The sequence below is a fragment of the Paenibacillus oralis genome, from assembly GCF_003863965.1.
GTDB lineage: Bacteria > Bacillota > Bacilli > Paenibacillales > Paenibacillaceae > Fontibacillus > Fontibacillus oralis.
The window spans coordinates 5,671,025-5,687,146 of record NZ_RRCN01000001.1; the positions used below are offsets into that span (position 1 = coordinate 5,671,025).

13 protein-coding genes and 1 pseudogene are annotated in these 16,122 nt (G+C 53.8%); 4 read left to right on the forward strand and 10 right to left on the reverse strand.

Features of this window, described 5'->3' with window-relative positions:
• Nucleotides 1–55: 55 nt before the first annotated feature.
• The 4 genes and pseudogenes from EHV15_RS25355 to EHV15_RS25370 form a co-directional block, all read right to left on the reverse strand.
• Complete coding sequence (locus tag EHV15_RS25355; protein WP_128633675.1) at nucleotides 56–778, reverse strand: amino acid ABC transporter ATP-binding protein; 723 nt, start codon at nucleotides 776–778, stop codon at nucleotides 56–58.
• On the reverse strand, nucleotides 765–1,427 hold the full coding sequence (locus EHV15_RS25360; protein WP_128633676.1) for an amino acid ABC transporter permease: 663 nt from the start codon (nucleotides 1,425–1,427) through the stop codon (nucleotides 765–767). The genes EHV15_RS25355 and EHV15_RS25360 overlap by 14 nt, the downstream gene beginning before the upstream one ends.
• 98 nt (nucleotides 1,428–1,525) lie before the next feature.
• Entirely contained in the window at nucleotides 1,526–2,380 is an 855-nt protein-coding gene (locus EHV15_RS25365; RefSeq protein ID WP_128633677.1) for a transporter substrate-binding domain-containing protein, read from the reverse strand.
• Between the two features lie 221 nt (nucleotides 2,381–2,601).
• Nucleotides 2,602–2,793 (reverse strand): annotated as a pseudogene (locus EHV15_RS25370) (rRNA adenine N-6-methyltransferase family protein); the annotation flags it as partial.
• Nucleotides 2,794–3,050: 257 nt separating this feature from the next.
• Here EHV15_RS25370 and EHV15_RS25375 point away from each other — a divergent pair.
• Nucleotides 3,051–4,796 (forward strand): alpha-glycosidase, encoded by a 1,746-nt coding sequence (locus EHV15_RS25375; protein WP_128633679.1) that lies wholly within the window; start codon nucleotides 3,051–3,053, stop codon nucleotides 4,794–4,796.
• A 19-nt stretch (nucleotides 4,797–4,815) separates the two neighbouring features.
• On the opposite strand, the gene glgA is transcribed toward EHV15_RS25375, so the two are convergent.
• Nucleotides 4,816–6,252: a glycogen synthase GlgA gene (gene glgA, locus EHV15_RS25380; RefSeq protein ID WP_128633680.1), complete on the reverse strand. Its 1,437-nt coding sequence runs from the start codon at nucleotides 6,250–6,252 to the stop codon at nucleotides 4,816–4,818.
• Nucleotides 6,249–8,171 (reverse strand): 1,4-alpha-glucan branching protein GlgB, encoded by a 1,923-nt coding sequence (glgB, locus tag EHV15_RS25385; RefSeq protein WP_128633681.1) that lies wholly within the window; start codon nucleotides 8,169–8,171, stop codon nucleotides 6,249–6,251. The genes glgA and glgB overlap by 4 nt, the downstream gene beginning before the upstream one ends.
• A 180-nt stretch (nucleotides 8,172–8,351) precedes the next feature.
• Here glgB and EHV15_RS25390 point away from each other — a divergent pair, with 180 nt between their 5' ends.
• Complete coding sequence (locus EHV15_RS25390; protein ID WP_128633682.1) at nucleotides 8,352–9,569, forward strand: glucose-1-phosphate adenylyltransferase; 1,218 nt, start codon at nucleotides 8,352–8,354, stop codon at nucleotides 9,567–9,569.
• Nucleotides 9,570–9,676: 107 nt separating this feature from the next.
• On the opposite strand, the gene EHV15_RS25395 is transcribed toward EHV15_RS25390, so the two are convergent.
• The 4 genes from EHV15_RS25395 to EHV15_RS25410 are packed head-to-tail and all read right to left on the reverse strand — an operon-like array spanning nucleotide 9,677 to nucleotide 13,929.
• Nucleotides 9,677–11,182 carry a sensor histidine kinase gene (locus EHV15_RS25395; protein WP_128633683.1) on the reverse strand — a complete coding sequence of 502 codons (1,506 nt, stop codon included), beginning with the start codon at nucleotides 11,180–11,182 and terminating at the stop codon, nucleotides 9,677–9,679.
• Nucleotides 11,179–11,877 (reverse strand): response regulator transcription factor, encoded by a 699-nt coding sequence (locus EHV15_RS25400; RefSeq protein ID WP_128633684.1) that lies wholly within the window; start codon nucleotides 11,875–11,877, stop codon nucleotides 11,179–11,181. Before EHV15_RS25400 ends, EHV15_RS25395 begins: the two co-directional genes overlap by 4 nt.
• 32 nt (nucleotides 11,878–11,909) lie before the next feature.
• Complete coding sequence (locus EHV15_RS25405; RefSeq protein WP_246061777.1) at nucleotides 11,910–13,139, reverse strand: hypothetical protein; 1,230 nt, start codon at nucleotides 13,137–13,139, stop codon at nucleotides 11,910–11,912.
• 55 nt (nucleotides 13,140–13,194) lie between these two features.
• A complete protein-coding gene (locus EHV15_RS25410) occupies nucleotides 13,195–13,929 on the reverse strand; it encodes a phosphonate ABC transporter ATP-binding protein (protein ID WP_128633686.1) in 735 nt (244 codons plus the stop codon).
• A 247-nt stretch (nucleotides 13,930–14,176) separates the two neighbouring features.
• Between EHV15_RS25410 and EHV15_RS25415 the strand changes: the two genes are divergently transcribed.
• The gene (locus EHV15_RS25415) at nucleotides 14,177–15,094 is read left to right on the forward strand and encodes an ArsR family transcriptional regulator (protein WP_128633687.1); all 918 of its coding nucleotides are present in this window, start codon (nucleotides 14,177–14,179) and stop codon (nucleotides 15,092–15,094) included.
• Nucleotides 15,095–15,142: 48 nt separating this feature from the next.
• Nucleotides 15,143–15,913, forward strand: coding sequence for an HAD family hydrolase (locus EHV15_RS25420; protein ID WP_128633688.1), 771 nt, complete (start codon nucleotides 15,143–15,145; stop codon nucleotides 15,911–15,913).
• Nucleotides 15,914–16,122 lie beyond the last annotated feature (209 nt).

The window sequence follows — 16,122 nt, forward strand, 5'->3', positions numbered from 1 at the left end:
AGACCATTTTTTACCGCTAAGGGAAGGCCTGAATACATCGCATTACCGATCTACGCTACAGCACTTTGCTTAAAAAATCCTTCGTTCGCTGGTGCTGCGGCGCGCCGAACACCTGCTGCGGCGTCCCCTGCTCAAGAATCACGCCCTGATCCATGAACAGAATCCGGTCGCCGACCTCGCGGGCAAAACCCATTTCATGGGTGACGATGACCATTGTCATCCCCCGCTCCGCCAGGTTCTTCATCACGTCCAGCACCTCGCCGACCATTTCCGGGTCAAGCGCCGAAGTAGGCTCGTCAAACAGCATCACATGCGGTTCCATCGCCAGCGCGCGGGCGATCGCAATCCGCTGCTTCTGCCCGCCGGACAGCTGGGAAGGATACGCATCCCGCTTATCCTCCAGACCAACCGTGTTCAGCAAATCCACGGCGATCGCTTCGGCTTTGCCCTTGTCGAGCTTTTTCACGCGGATCGGCGCCAGCGTAATGTTGTCGAGGACGGTTTTGTGCGGGAACAGGTTGAAATGCTGGAACACCATGCCCATTTTCTCGCGGGTTTTGTTGATGTTGTGCCCCTTCCCGGTAATCGATTCGCCTTCGAACCGGATTTCGCCTTCGGTCGGAACCTCCAGCAGGTTCAGGCAGCGCAAAAACGTGCTTTTCCCCGATCCGCTGGGACCGATGACGACGACGACCTCGCCTTTGGAAATTTCCAGGTCGATCCCCTTCAAAATGTGCAGCTGGCCGAACTTTTTATGCAAACCTTTAACGGTGATCACTGGTCTTCAACTTCCTTTCGAACACGCCCAAAATGCGGGACAACGTGAATGTCAAAATAAAATACATGATCGCGATGATCAGATACGGCGTCATGCCGTCGTACGTAATGGTCACGACCGACTGCGCTTGGAAAATCAGCTCGGCCGTGCCGATGATCGATACGATGGACGACTCTTTGATGATCGTGATGAACTCGTTGCCGATCGCGGGAAGCACCGATTTGATCGCTTGGGGGATGATGATATGCCGCATCGCCATCCCTTTGGTCATGCCGAGCGAACGGGCGGCCTCGCCTTGCCCGCGGTCTACCCCTTGGATGCCGGCGCGGAAAATTTCCGCCAAATAAGCCGAGCTGTTGATCGACAGCGTAATCGCCCCTGACTGAATCGGTGAAAAGTTGATGTCGAACATAAACGCAAACCCATAGTGAATGATCAGCAGTTGCACCATCATCGGCGTGCCGCGTAAGAATTCCACCCAGGCATGGCCGAGAAAGCGCACGATCCCCCAAGGCGACATGCGCAGCAAGGCGATGATCAGCCCCAGGAAAAAACCGCAGACCACGCTGATCGCCGCCAGCAGCAGCGTATACTGCACGCCGGCCAAAAAGTAGCCCTTATACTCCATAAACATCGAAATCAAATCCATAAGGCCTTCATTCCTCCTCGTTTACCTCAAACCTTTACGCAAAAAAACAGAAAATAGCGAAATGGGCTTCGCTATTTTCTGCAGGTTGCAATCCGCCATTATTTCTCGGCCAGCACGCTCGCTTCAGCGACGAATTTATCGATGCTGCCGTCGCCGATCAGGCGGTCCAGCGTGGAATTCACCTGATCCAGCAACTCCTTGTTGCCTTTCTTCACGCCGATCACATAACCCTCGTCTTCGTTTTCCGGTTTGGCGTCGGTTATGACAAGCCCTTTGACGTTCTTGACGAACGAATCCGCTACAGGGCCTTCCAGAATGGCCGCGTCCACACGGTTGGTATTCAGCTGCATGATGATATCGTTGATTTTGGCCAGTGAAGTCAGTTTAGCGTTCGGAACCTTCTTGGCCATTTCCTCTTGAATGGAGCCAAGCTGCACGCCGATTTTGGCGCCTTCCAGCGACTCCATCGTGCTGAATTTGTCTTTGTCCGCTTCACGGGTGACTACCGCCTGCTCGGCTTTGTAGTAAATTTTCGACATATCGATTTGCTCGGCGCGTTCCGGCGTCGGGCTCAGCCCCGAAATGACCAAATCCACCCGGCCGCTCGCCAGCTCGTTGAGCAGGGAATCGAACTTCAAATCCTTAATCTCCAGCTTCGCGCCCATGTCTTTGGCGATTTCCTTGGCGATCTCCACGTCGAAACCGACGATTTCATCTTCCCCTTGCTCGTTTTTAATATGGAACTCGTACGGCGGGAAATCCGCGCTCATGCCAATCGTTAATGTTTTGTCAGCTTCGGTTGTATCCGGTTCGGCCGCTTGCGCCCCGTTTTGTGTGGTTTGGCCTCCGCTATTGCCGGCCTGACCTGCACTGTTATTTTTTCCCTGTCCGCAGGCTGCCAACACGAAAGTCAGCATCAAGACAGCTGTTAGTAATATGCCCCATTTTTTCATTCGTCTCTCTCCTGTCCTTTTCTTCACAATTTATAAGGTGATCATTACTGGGCTAATTATAAATCAGTTTGTATATATATGCAAAGGATTTTCATGCCATTCATCAGATTTTCACACTTAGCCGGTCCCCGCTTTCCCGCGCCCCCTTCATTTATAATACTTTGGTCAATTATTACCGCTTTACTCTTGGCCACTTATGGCGCGGCACATATTGAACCATCGCTCGCAGGATTGTTCAGCAGCTGCTTCATAATGGACGTTGTGATCGAATACGGAATGTTGGAGACAACAATAAACTTTTCTTTTGGCAGGCGGATCTTCATAATATCTTGATGAATCACGATGGTATTGGGCTGATTTGCCGTTTTCTGCTTGAGAATCTCGACAAACCGGGCATCATATTCGACCGCCATTAGACCCATCCTTTTTCGAATTAGAGGGTTAGCTGAAGAAAGCCGCCGTCAAATAAAAATAAAAAAAGAAAGGCAAAGTGAGCTGCCTTTCTGCATGATTACATATTTCTATGCGCAAATGAAGATTATTAAAAAAGGACAGACTTATCCCGTTTACTCCGCATACACAAACGGAGCCTTTGAACGTATTTAATTAACGGTTCAAATAATGGGACCATGGAAACCAATACTCGATGAGAAAGAGGAGGCCTCGATCCGTGCTGCTTGAAGCGCTTTACCATGTCCCCCGGGACAAATGGGCCTACGCCTATGATCCGGCAACGATTCATCTTCGCTTCCGCACGAAACGGGATGATGTCGAACGGGTTTTCGCCCTCACGGGCGACAAATACGACTGGAAAGGCACCTATCAGGAGCTGGCGATGGAAAAAGCGGCGCATGACCGGATGTTCGACTATTGGGAGGTGTCCGTCCGGCCGAAGTTCAAGCGGCTGTCATACGCCTTTAAACTGGTGTCCGGGGCCGAAACGGTGTACGTGCAGGATTCGGGAATTCAAACGGAGGAGCCCACCCCGCCCGGCGAATTGTTCGAATTTCCGTATATCCACGAGATCGAGGTGTTTAAAGTTCCGGAATGGGCCAAACAAGCGGTCTTTTATCAAATCATGCCGGAGCGGTTCGCCAACGGGGATCCGTCCAACGATCCGAAGCCGGTGGAGGCCTGGAGCGGAAAACCGACCCGGGAAAATTTCTTTGGCGGCGACCTGCAGGGCGTTCTCGATCACCTCGACGATCTGGTCGACCTCGGCATCACGGCCATCTATTTCACGCCGCTGTTTGCCGCGCCCTCCAATCATAAATACGATACGATGGATTATAAACAAGTCGACCCGCATTTCGGCGATAACGCGCTGCTGAAAAAGGTCGTCGAAAGCTGCCACGAACGAGGCATCCGCGTCGTGCTCGACGCCGTGTTCAACCATTGCGGCGAGCAGTTTCCGCCGTTTCAGGACGTGCTGAAGAACGGGGCCGCTTCCCCTTACGCCGACTGGTTTCATGTCAACAAGTTCCCGGCGCGCGTGGAGAACGGAGTTCCTACGTACGATACGTTTGGCTTTTTTCCAAAAATGCCGAAATTCAACACCGCCAATCCACAGCTGAAGGAATATTTGCTCGGCGTTGCCGAGTACTGGATCAAAGAGATCAAGCTGGACGGCTGGCGGCTTGATGTGGCCAACGAAATCGACCATCATTTCTGGCGGGAATTCCGCCAGGTCGTCAAAAGGGCCAATCCGGACGCCTACCTCATCGGCGAGGTTTGGAGCGATTCGCTCAACTGGCTGCTCGGCGACCAATTCGATTCGGTCATGAATTATCCGTTTGCCGACAAGGTGCTGGAGTTTTTTACCGGGGGCATGGACGGCTGCGTTTTTTCGGATGAAATGGGCGCTCTGATTATGCGTTATCCGCAGCAGACGAACGAAGTCGTGTTCAACATGCTGTGCAGCCACGACACCCCCCGCCTGCTGGCCCGGGTCGGCGGCGACAAACGCAAGCTGAAGCTGTGCGTCGTATTTTTGTTTACTTACATCGGGACGCCGTGCGTGTTTTACGGCGATGAAATCGGGCTGACCGGCGACGGGGACCCGGATTGCCGGAAATGCATGGAATGGGACCACAGCAAGCAGGACCGGGAGCTGTACGATTTCTACAAATTGATGATCGCGCTCCGCAAAAAGCACACCGCTCTGCGGCACGGCCGCTTCCGCTTTCTTCACGCCGAACCCGGGGACCCGTGCATCATTTATGAACGCCTGGACGAGACGATGCATTTTACGGTTTGGATGAACAATACGCCCGAACCGCGAACCTTGACCCATCCGATGCAGACCAGCGATTGGCGCGACGGACTCACCGAAGAGCCGGTTGCGCCCGCGGGCGGGGTCATGAACGTATCGCTCGACCCTTATGGCTTCCGCATTTTGTACCGGCGTTTAAAATAATCCGAAAAAAGCAGTTGGCTTAATCATTCGCCTTTATCTGCCGGTAAATATCGGCGTAGCGGGCGGCCGAAGCGCTCCAGCTGTAATCCCCGGCGAACGCGTTCGCGGCGATTTGGCTCCAGCGCTCCGGATCGCGGTAAAAGGCCGCCGCCCTGCGCAGCGTATACAGCATATCGTGCGCGTTGTAGTTGCGGAACGTAAACCCGTTCCCTTCGCCGGAAAATTCGTTGTAAGCCCGCACCGTATCGTTTAACCCGCCCGTTTCCCGCACGACGGGTACTGCCCCGTACCTAAGCGCGAGAAGTTGGCTGATGCCGCAGGGCTCAAACCGCGAAGGCATGAGAAACAAATCGCTGCCGGCGTAGATGCGGCGCGCCAGCGCGTCGCTGAATTTGATCTGCGCGGAAATTTTTCCGGGATGCCTGTGTGCGGCTTCCCGGAACCAATCCTCGTATCCTTTATCCCCCGTGCCCAGCAGGGCAAACTGTACCTCATCCCTTTCCAGCCATTCGTCCAGAACCCGTATGATGAGATCGAGTCCCTTCGGCTCCACCAGCCGGGTCACCATCGAGACAAGGGGAATATGCGGCGCCACGTTCAGGCCAAGCTCCTGTTGAAGCACGGGCTTGTTGGCCTGCTTTTGCGACAGGTTGTTGCGGTAACGGGCAAACAGCTCCAGATCGGTTTCGGGATTGTAGACGCTCGTGTCGATCCCGTTCACGATGCCGGACAGCCGGCTTCCCAGCGAGCGCAGCAGGCCGTCCATGCCGTAGCCGTAATGCTCCGTTTTAATCTCTTCGGCGTAGGTCGGGCTAACCGTCGTCACATGATCGGCAAACACGAGCCCGGCCTTCATAAAGCTGACGTTGCCGAAGTATTCCACGGCGTCCGCATGCAGGTAGGACTGCGGTAGGTCAAGCAAATCGCCAAGCACCTCCGGCGGAAATATCCCCTGGTACAGCAAATTGTGAACGGTGTATACCGTACGGATGCCTTTGTGGAACAGGCTGTCTTTATAATGTTCCCGCAGCAGCAGCGGCACCATCGCCGTGTGCCAGTCATGGCAGTGAATGATGTCGGGCGCAAATCCGATCAGCGGCAGAATTTCCAGCACCGCCCGGTTCAAAAAGGCGAAACGCTCGCCATCGTCCCAATGGCCATAGACGCCTTCCCGGCCAAAGTAATATTCGTTGTCGATAAAATAAACGGGCACGCCTTCCCAATTCAGAGCTTCCACCCCTCCGTACTGGCGGCGCCAACCGACGGGCACCTCCAACGCTCCAAGATGCTTCATGCGCTCTTTATACTCCGCAGGGATGTCCCGATATTTCGGCAGCACGACCCGTACGTCATGCCCGGCGGCGGTTAAAGCTTTGGGCAGCGCTCCGATCACGTCGGCCAGACCTCCCGTTTTTATAAAAGGGGCCGCTTCGGCGGCGGCAAAGCATATGTTCAACGTCTTCCCCTCCTTTTCGGTTTGGGCGAAACCTTCCGCTTCCACACGGTCATGCTGAGCGGAGGCAGCGAAAGGACTAAGCTGTAGGGCTGTTCATGCCAGGGCGACCGTTCGCTGGCCGCCGTCAGGTTCAGCGGATAACCGGAGCCGCCAAAGCCGGCGTCATCGCTGTTGAATACAAGCTCGTATCGCCCCGGCAGCGGTATGCCGACACGGTATACGGGCCGCCCCTCCGGCTGAAAATTAAGCAATACGAGCAGCTGATTCTCTTTCCGTTTGCCTTTGCGCATATAACTTATGACGCTTTGCCCGGCATCATGCGGGTTAATCCATTGATACCCTTCCGGTTCGTGATCAAGCTGCCACAACGCCGGTTCCCGCAAATAAAACCGGTTAAGGGCGGAGCTGTACCCGCGCAGCTGGCGGTGGGCTTCGTAATCGAGCAAAAGCCAGTCGAGCTCGGCTTGATCGCGCCATTCGATAAATTGGCCGAATTCACCGCCCATAAATATCAGTTTTTTCCCTGGAAAAGTGAACTGATACCCAAGCAGCAGGCGAAGCCCGGCAAATTTTTGTTCATAGGCGCCCGGCATTTTGTCCAGCAGCGATTTTTTTCCGTGCACGACCTCATCATGAGATAAAGGCAACGCGAAATTTTCGGAATAGGCGTACCACACCGGAAACGTCAGCAGATGATGGCGTTCGGGACGGTCCGCAAACGGCGTCTCGACGTAATCCAGCGTATCGTTCATCCAGCCCATGTTCCATTTATAGTTGAAGCCGAGCCCCCCGTCATGGGCGGGAGCCGTGACCATCGGCCAGGCGCTGGACTCTTCGGCCATCATCAGCGCGTGCGGGAAATAGCGGAATACGACCGAATTCAGCTGCCGCAAAAACGCGATCGCCTCCAAATTTTCCGTGCCGCCGTACTCGTTGCGCGGGGCATCGCTTTTTTCAAAATCGAGCCTTAGCATGCTGGTCACCGCATCTACCCGCAGTCCGTCAAAATGAAACATCTCCAGCCAATACAGCGCGCTCGAGATCAAAAACGACCGTACCTCCGGCTTGCCGAAATCGAAGCTGAGCGTCCCCCACCCCGGTTTCTCCGCTTTGGCGGGATCGCCGTATTCAAACTGGGGCGTTCCGTCGAACCGCCGCAGGCCGTGCGCGTCTTTGGCAAAATGCCCCGGTACCCAGTCGAGCAAGACGCCGATGCCCGCCTGGTGGCAGCGATCCACGAAATACATCAAATCCAGCGGTTTCCCGTAGCGGCTGGTCGGGGCAAAATAACCGGTCGCCTGATACCCCCACGATAAATCGTATGGATGCTCGGCGAGCGGCATAATCTCTATATGGGTGTAGCCCATTTCCTTTACGTACGGAATCAGGAGATCGGCCATTTCCCGGTAGGTGTAAAACCGGCCCGCCTCCCCTTGCCGCCATGTTCCGAAATGGACCTCGTAAATGCTGATCGGCGTTTGGTAAGGGGACTTTCTGCTTTCCGTCCATGACGCATCACCCCACTCATACCCGTCCAGACTGGTGACGACAGAAGCCGTACAGGGCCGGACTTCCGCATGAAACGCGTAAGGGTCCGCCTTCAGAAACGTCGTGCCGTCCGCTGCCGTTATCGCCAATTTGTAAAATGTTCCATCCGCGATTCCCGGAAAAAAACGAGTCCAAATTCCCGAATCGGGTATCTTATATAGTACATCGCGGTCTCCTTTCCATCCGTTCCAATCCGAAACGATGGCGACTTGACATGCATTGGGAGCCCATACGGTAAAACGAACCCCGGCCCGGCCGTTCTCTTCGGTGAGATGAGCGCCAAACGTGCGATAACTTTGGTACAAGGTGCCCTCATGGAACAGATACACATCGGTTTTTGAAACGGCCTCACGACAGGACGGTTCAGACATAACATCACCACCATTCACATTTTGCGGACGAAACTAGGCATACTCCCGATAAAGAAAAATTATGAGTTTTTTCCAAAAATTCATGTAATATTTTCTTTCTATTTCCATAATTTATCTCAACTACATTATATCCTTTAATGTATGTACTACACGGTTAAAAACATACGGGAGGGAAACGAAATGAGGAAAAAGGACTGTATTGCGATGCTGCTCGCGGGAGGGGAAGGACGAAGATTATCCCCGTTAACCGCTAAGCAGGCAAAACCGGCCGTGCCGTTTGGCGGGCATTACCGGATTATCGATTTTCCTCTCAGCAATTGCGTTAATTCAGGCATCGATACGATCGGGGTACTGACTCAATACGAAGCGGAGTCGCTGCATGAGCATATCGGGGAAGGCGGCCCCTGGATGCTCCCGCGATCGGATGGCGGCGGAATTTCCCTGCTCCCGTCCTCCAAAGCCGGGGCGGCGGAATATGCGGGAACGGCGGACGCCATTTATAAAAACATTGCGTTCGTGGATGGGTATGGTCCGGAACATGTCCTCATTCTCTCGGGGGATCATATTTACCATATGGACTACCGCCAGATGCTGGATTTTCATTTAAGCCATGGGGCCAAGGCCACCATCTCCGTTATGACGGTTCCTTGGGAAGAGGCGCATCGCTTTGGCATTATGTCCAAAGACAAACGCCACCGTATTACCGAATTCGCCGAGAAGCCGAAGCAGCCGAGAAGCAACCTGGCCTCGATGGGCATTTATTTGTTTAACTGGGAGTTTTTGAAGCGGCATTTGCTGGAGGATGCCGAAGATTCCGTTTCCAGCCATGACTTCGGGAAGGATCTGATTCCGAAAATGCTCGCCGGCACCGATCCGCTGCATGCTTACGAATTTCAGGGATACTGGCGGGATGTGGGGACCGTCCACAGCTTGTGGGAAGCCCATATGGATTTGCTGGAGGAAAACTCGGATTGGAAGCTCCATAACGCCAACTGGCCGATGTACACGAGGGAACTGCCGGGAAGCTCTACTCCGGCAAAAAAACGGAGCAATCCGTACGGAACATTAATCCACAATGGCTGCCTGATGGAAGGCAACGCGGAACGTTCGGTCATTTTCGGGGGAACAGAAATCGGACGGAATACCCGAATTAAGGACAGTGTCATCATGCCCGGCGTAAAAATCGGACGAAACGTGATGATTGAGCGGGCTATTATCGGCGAAGGCGCCATTATCAAGGATGGTGCGGCCGTGAAGGGAAATTCGCCGGAAATCGCGGTGATCGGGCCCTTTGAAACCGTATCGGCGAAACCCGTTGTCCTGCCTCAGCCATCCAGGCTGCTGCAGGAGGTTTACGAAAATACGGCCCGGTTGCGGGCGGAAGGCTTGCTGTCCTGACGGACTTTTGAAAGCAAGTGCGTCATGAAAAAAGGGGCTGTCCCCGCAGAGATCACGAAAGTGAACTTGCGGGGATGCCCCTTTTATGTTTTATCTCTCTTTGTCGCCTAAGCTTGATCATCCTTTTCCGGGTCGAGACGTCCAGCATTCTCGCTGCCGGAAGACGAGTCGCCTTGCGGCGCGGCGGACGCGGAAGCGTCAGGCAACTCCGCGTCTTCCGCGACGGGAAGCGTCACCGTCACGGTCGTACCGACGCCAAGCTCGCTGTGGATTCCCATCTCCCCATGGTGCAGCTCCACGATCTGCTGGCTGATGGCCAGGCCAAGCCCGGTCCCGCCTCCCTGGTGATTGACCTGGAAGAAGCGATCCTTCACTTTGTGCAAATACTCCTCGCTGATACCGATCCCGGTATCGGCCACTTCCACCATCGCCCGGCCATCCTCCTTCAGGCTGATTACCAGATGAATCCAGCTCTGCTCGTGGGAAAATTTGATCGCATTGTCGACGACATTCAGGAATACTTGCTTCAAGCGATTGCCGTCCCCGCTGACGATGACGGGCTGCTCGGTACGGTCCTCCAGCTTCAGCTGGATTTGTTTCTGCTCCGCTTTGGCCCATACGTTCAGCATCGTTTCCTGAATCAGCTCTTTCAAATTGACCTGGCCGATGACCAGTTTCATTTCGTTTTGCTGCAGCTTGGAGAAGTCGAGAATTTCCTCGACGAGCCCGATTAACCGGTTGGTCTCCTTGGCGATGATTCCCATGCCAAGCTTCGTTTCCTCGGGATCGAACCCCCCGGACGTGAGCGTCTCGCTCCACCCTTTAATGCCGGTCAGAGGCGTCCTAAGCTCATGCGAGATCGAAGAAATAAACTCATCCTTGATCTGATTGCTGCGCACGATTTCTTCCGCCATATAATTGAGCGTTGCCGCGAGTTCGCCCAGTTCGTATTTGTAGTTGCCCCTGATCCGCGCGTCGAATTTGCCCCGGGCCATCTGCGCGGACACGTCGCGAATATTGTTAATGGGCTTAACGATCGAGTTGGCGAGTCCGATGCTAAACAGTGTCACGATCGCAAGCACGGCGGCAGCCACCGCAATGGAGAGAAAGGTCAAATTCAGCAGTTTGGAATTGACCCTCTCCAGCGACGTCACGAATCGGGCAATATACTGCGTCTGGCCCTGAATCTGCAGCGGGCGGGAGACCGCCATCACCAGCTCGCCGGTGCTCGGCTGCCGGCCGACCCATTTCCCTACGCCGCCGGCCAACGCTACCGGGACATCGCCCGTCTGAATCGCTTTGTCGGCCTGGAAGGCATTCGTGCTCGCTTTGACTTCGCCGTTCCGGTCCAAAATCATCAATTCCGTATTGTCCAGCTCGAAGGAACGCAGCATCTCGGTAAAATAATCCGGGTCGCGTTCGGAGTTCGAGCGCGCGAATTTCTGGAAATAGTCCGATGCCCATATGGAATGGGTGTACATATGATTATAAATCGTATCGTAGTAATACGTTCGGATGGTCAGCGTAAATATAATCTCCACCATAAACAGCGTCACGAATACGACGATAAAATAATGCAGAACAATTTGCCTTCCGATCCCTTTCTTGATCATTGTCCCTCGCCTTTCCACTTATAACCGTGCCCCCACACGGTCTGCAGGAAAGCCGGTTCTGATGGATTGCTCTCGATTTTTTGCCGCAGCCTGCGGATGTTCACGTCCACGATTTTCGGATCGCCCATGTATTCCTTGCCCCAGACGTGGTCAAGCAAGGCATCCCGGCTCAGCGGCATGTTCTCCTTCTCGAGAAAATATTGAATGAGCGAAAATTCCGTAGGCGTCAGCTCGATCAACTGCCCGTTTTTCTTAAACTGCTTGGAAATCAGGTCCAGCGTGAACGGCCCCGACGTAAACATCACTTTGGCGCTGCTCTCCCGGTACACATTGACCCGGCGCAGCAGCGAATGAATCCGCGCGATCAGTTCGGTGGGGCTGAACGGTTTGCTGACGTGATCGTCAGCCCCGACGGACAAGGCGTAAACTTTGTCCTGTTCCTGCACTTTGGCGGTCAGGAAAATGATCCCGATCCGTTCGTTGGTTTCGCGGATCCGGCGGCAAACTTCAAACCCGTCGATGCCCGGAACCATAACGTCGAGCAGCGCGATGTCGATATCCGGCACGCTCTGCAGCTTGCTCAGCGCTTCGTGGCCGTCCGCCGCTTCCAGCACCTCGAAACCGTTCCGCTTCAAATTAATGACGATAAAGCTGCGAATCGATTCTTCATCCTCCAAAATCAATACCTTGCTCAATGGTAATACCTCCCTCTCTATCCGAAAACGGCTTAACGCTTGATTTCCGTCTCGCCTTTGTTCACCTTCAAATCCGTATGGCTAAGGAAGCCGATCACTCTAGCAGTATCCCGCTCCCGCGCCAGGTACTGCCAATCCGCTTTGTTCTTCTCCCATTCGGAAGGCGTAAAGAAGCGAATTTCCGCCACGACCTCGTTCGTATCGGTTTTGATAAACCAGAGATGCTCGTTTTTATCCGATTTGGTGTCGATCGTCACATTGCCGCGCCATTCCTTCGGGAAATTGAAATAAAAGCGGCCGGCCATATCCATATACTGCTGCATCACGGATTTCAGACCGTCTTTTTCATCCCATTGATAATAGGTAACCAGCCAGGGGATGTCATCAAAAGAGATGTACTCCCAGCCCTTCGGCTTCTCAAGCATGCCGACTTCCAGCACGCCGTCGTTATTCACGTCTCCGCTCAAAATCGGATACCCCTTCAGCGTCATATCCTGCGACGGCAGCAGGTTCACGAGCTGGCCGTCCTTCATCACGATGATGGTGGAAAAGGCCGAATGGGTCCCCACGGACGCGTCGAGAATAACCCCCTTGAGTTTCGGCGTAATATTCCCGCTCACCGCGTTGTAGTATTCGCTGACCGGATCGTCCAGCTCCAACTGGCTGAGCTGCTGAAAGGACCCGTCCGCATACTGGTAAGTCGTCACCGTGGCGAACTGCTCGCGCTTCAGACTCACCACCGTAATATCCGGTTGACCGTCCTGATTGAGATCGTCAACCATGAAATAGTCGTACGGCAAAGCCATCAATTTCTCAACGTTCCCGGCATTGTAAGAATATACGGTTAATCCCTTTTGCTGTTCATCGCCATCTCCCCCTCTGGAAAAGCCGGCGATAATCTCCAGGTTCCCGTCCCCGTTCAAATCCAGGATGTCAAACGTCTCCAATACCTGGCCTTCGCCGTCGAAGCGGGCCTTCAGCGCCCAGGTATCCCCCTCGCGCTCCAGGATCATGCCGTGAATCCGCACGGCTTCATCCGGCGTCTGGTAGAACACCACCGCCTCCTTGACTCCATCATTGTTCAGATCGGGGGTGCGGATTGAGCTGTTGTTGCGGACGTCCCGGGGCGAGATGATTTCTCCCCCTTTCAGCTCCGATTTGATGACGCTGATCAGGGACGCCTTATCCGAAGTCAACTGCGGCGTTTGCATAAGCGATTTCGGGTCGCTGATAAAACTGCAGCCGCTCAAAACTATAAGCAAAAATAATCCCGTAAAAACGGCGCTCCATCGTTTTGCCAACATCATATCACTCTTTTCATGCCAAATCGATCAACCTTTTCTCATCCGGCAGAAGCCTTCTTCCGGAAACGTCGATTTTAAGCTCTCCATCGCGAATGCCCCAGATACGGGTACAGAAGCGTTCGGCCAAGTCCAGCGGCAGCGCCGCCACGACGATTTTGTCCTGCTCTTTGCAAAGCCCCTTCAGCGTGTCCAATACGCGTTCGGCCGACTTCGGATCGAGCCCGACAACCGGCTCGTCCGCCGCGATAAAACCGGCGCCGTGCACGAGCGCCCGGCAGATGGCCACGCGCTGGCGTTCCCCGCCGCTCAGCTTACCGGCTTTCACATGGGCTTTGTCCAGCAGGCCGAACTTCTCCAGCTCGTCCATCGCGCCCATATAATCGTCCGAACGCACCATACCGGTCAGGCGGCGCAGCAGCGGCGTTTGCCCGGCTTGTCCGATCAGGACGTTTTTAAGCGCCGTTTTCTCGGGAAACAGCGAAGGGTTTTGCTCCAGATAAGCGCATTTGGAACGGTACTTTTGCGAACCGCCGCCGCCGCCGCTAATGACCGGGTCGCCGTCCCACGTATAATTCCCGCGGTTCCAGCGCTCCCGCAGCGCCAAACAGCGCAGCAGGGTGCTTTTGCCGCTGCCGCTGGACCCCACCACGCCGATCATTTCCCCGGCTTCAAACTGGACGGTAATGTCGCGAAGCACTTTTTTCTTATTGCCATCCACCGATTTGTGCAAGTGGTTCACTCTGATCATTGTCCGATTCTCCTTTTGAACAGTGCCATTAGCTTATTCTCTACCTTTAAGTGTATTGGAAAAGCCAACGAAAATCCATTACAGCATCTTAATATTTGTAAACAAAAGAAAAATCGCCAATAATAATTGACGATTACGCACCGTTTTGCTGATTTGTTCAAGAATCCTTAAACATTATAGTAGACAATCCCCCGTCAAACAAGCCATAATGAATTTGTATGCAAAGATTTCTGGGAGGTATCTTGTCATGGCATATGATGTGAAGGTAGATTACTCTCTGGTCTACGAACTGCTCAGCAGCTTTATGATATATACGACGCGAAAATGGGTGAACAATCTCGATGTCGGAGCGGAATGGATCGAAGAGATTCAGAACCGCTTCAAGCCGGAGGTCAGACAACAGTTCGCGGAAGCCGCCGGATTCCCTTTTTCCGATTACGACGTGTTGTTCGTTTGGATTTTGGAACGCGGGACGGCGGATGATGTCCTTGCCTTTTTGAACGATTTGGCCGAAGCCGATGTAAATGCGCTATGGCAGAGAACAAAATCCTATATTCCCGATGTGACTTGTGAGACAATCGTGCGGATTCGCGACAATTATATCCCTTTGTTAAAAACGTGGCACCAGGTTTATTTCAGTGACGTGCAGCCGCAACTGCTCCCGCTCCTGGAAGAAGACGCGGCGGAGAAAAACGCGCTTCTGGAAAAAATGGACACCGACGCGCTGATCGAATACGCTTCCGGCGGTCTTGTGCTGGAGCCGCAAAAGCCGGTTTCCCAAGTGGTTCTGACGCCGTCGACGCATTTCCGGCCGATCAATACATACGTCTTCTACCGCGATGTCCTGTTCATTCAATACCCGCTGGACATCCCGGAAGTGGACGAGGATGAGCCGCCGGTCGTACTGAAGCGGCTGACCCGGGCGCTCGCCAAGCCGGAGCGGCTGCGGCTTCTCCGCTACGTGGCGGACGAACCGAAATCGATCTATGAAATGCTGCATGACTTAAACGAAAGCAAAGAGGATTTGATGCATGACCTCATGCGGCTTCGGGTGGCCGGACTGCTGCGCATCCATCTGGTCGATCAGGATATCGAGAAGTTCAGCATCCGCCCGGACGGCGCCGCCGAGCTGCAGATTTTCCTGGAGTCTTATATCCGTTTGTAATGCAGGCGGCAGCGGAGAGAGTTTGATTGGATAAAGGAGTGACCTGCTGTGAACACGCGGACCAAGCGTCAGCACCTTATTTTTGATCTTGACGATACTTTGATTTATTGCAATAAATATTTCGATTTGATCCTGGAGCAATTTGCCGAGCTTCTCGCCGATTGGTTTAACGATAGCCCCGTCACCGCCGCGGAAATCCGCGACAAACAGATCGAAATCGATGTGGCCGGCGTGCATCAAATCGGCTTTGCCAGCTCCCATTTTCCGGAGTCGCTTGTCGAAACGTACCGCTACTTTTCCCGCATCTATGACCGCAAGGCGTTGCCGGAAGAAGAACAGCGGCTGATGAAGCTGGGGCTCAGCGTATACGAATATCCGGTCGAGCCTTATCCCGGTATGGTCGAAACGCTGAATCTGCTCCGCAGCCAGGGGCATGAACTCTTGTTGTACACCGGAGGCGAGGCCGCGATTCAACAGCGGAAGATCGACCAGATGAAGCTGGCCGAGTTTTTTGAAGACCGCATCTATATCCGCCAGCACAAAAACGCGGAAGCACTGGAGGAAATTTTGCGCTCGCGCGTTATCGACCGGACCAGCACCTGGATGATCGGGAACAGTCTGCGCACGGATGTGATGCCCGCCCTATCCGCCGGAATCAACGCCGTTTACATCAAAATTCCAAATGAATGGCTGTATAACATCGTTGAGCTGCAGCAGGAGAGCAATTCGGACATGCATACGGTGTCCTCGCTCGAGGAAGTGCCGCGAATCATTTTTGATCACATCCATCAGATGAACCGGCAACAACGGACCCTATAACAAGGTCCGTTGTTGCCGGTTCAGAAACGAGTCTCAGCCACCCGGTCCCTGATCACCCACCGAAATAAAGGTAATTTTGGGCCTTAGTTGGGCCAATTGTGTGTTTTTGATAAATATAGAGGAACAAAATGTCCTTATTTTCCTTGGGAACCATAAAATTCCCTGCTTTTTCCGCCTCCACCCCAAAATAAGGCCCCAAAAGCCCCTTA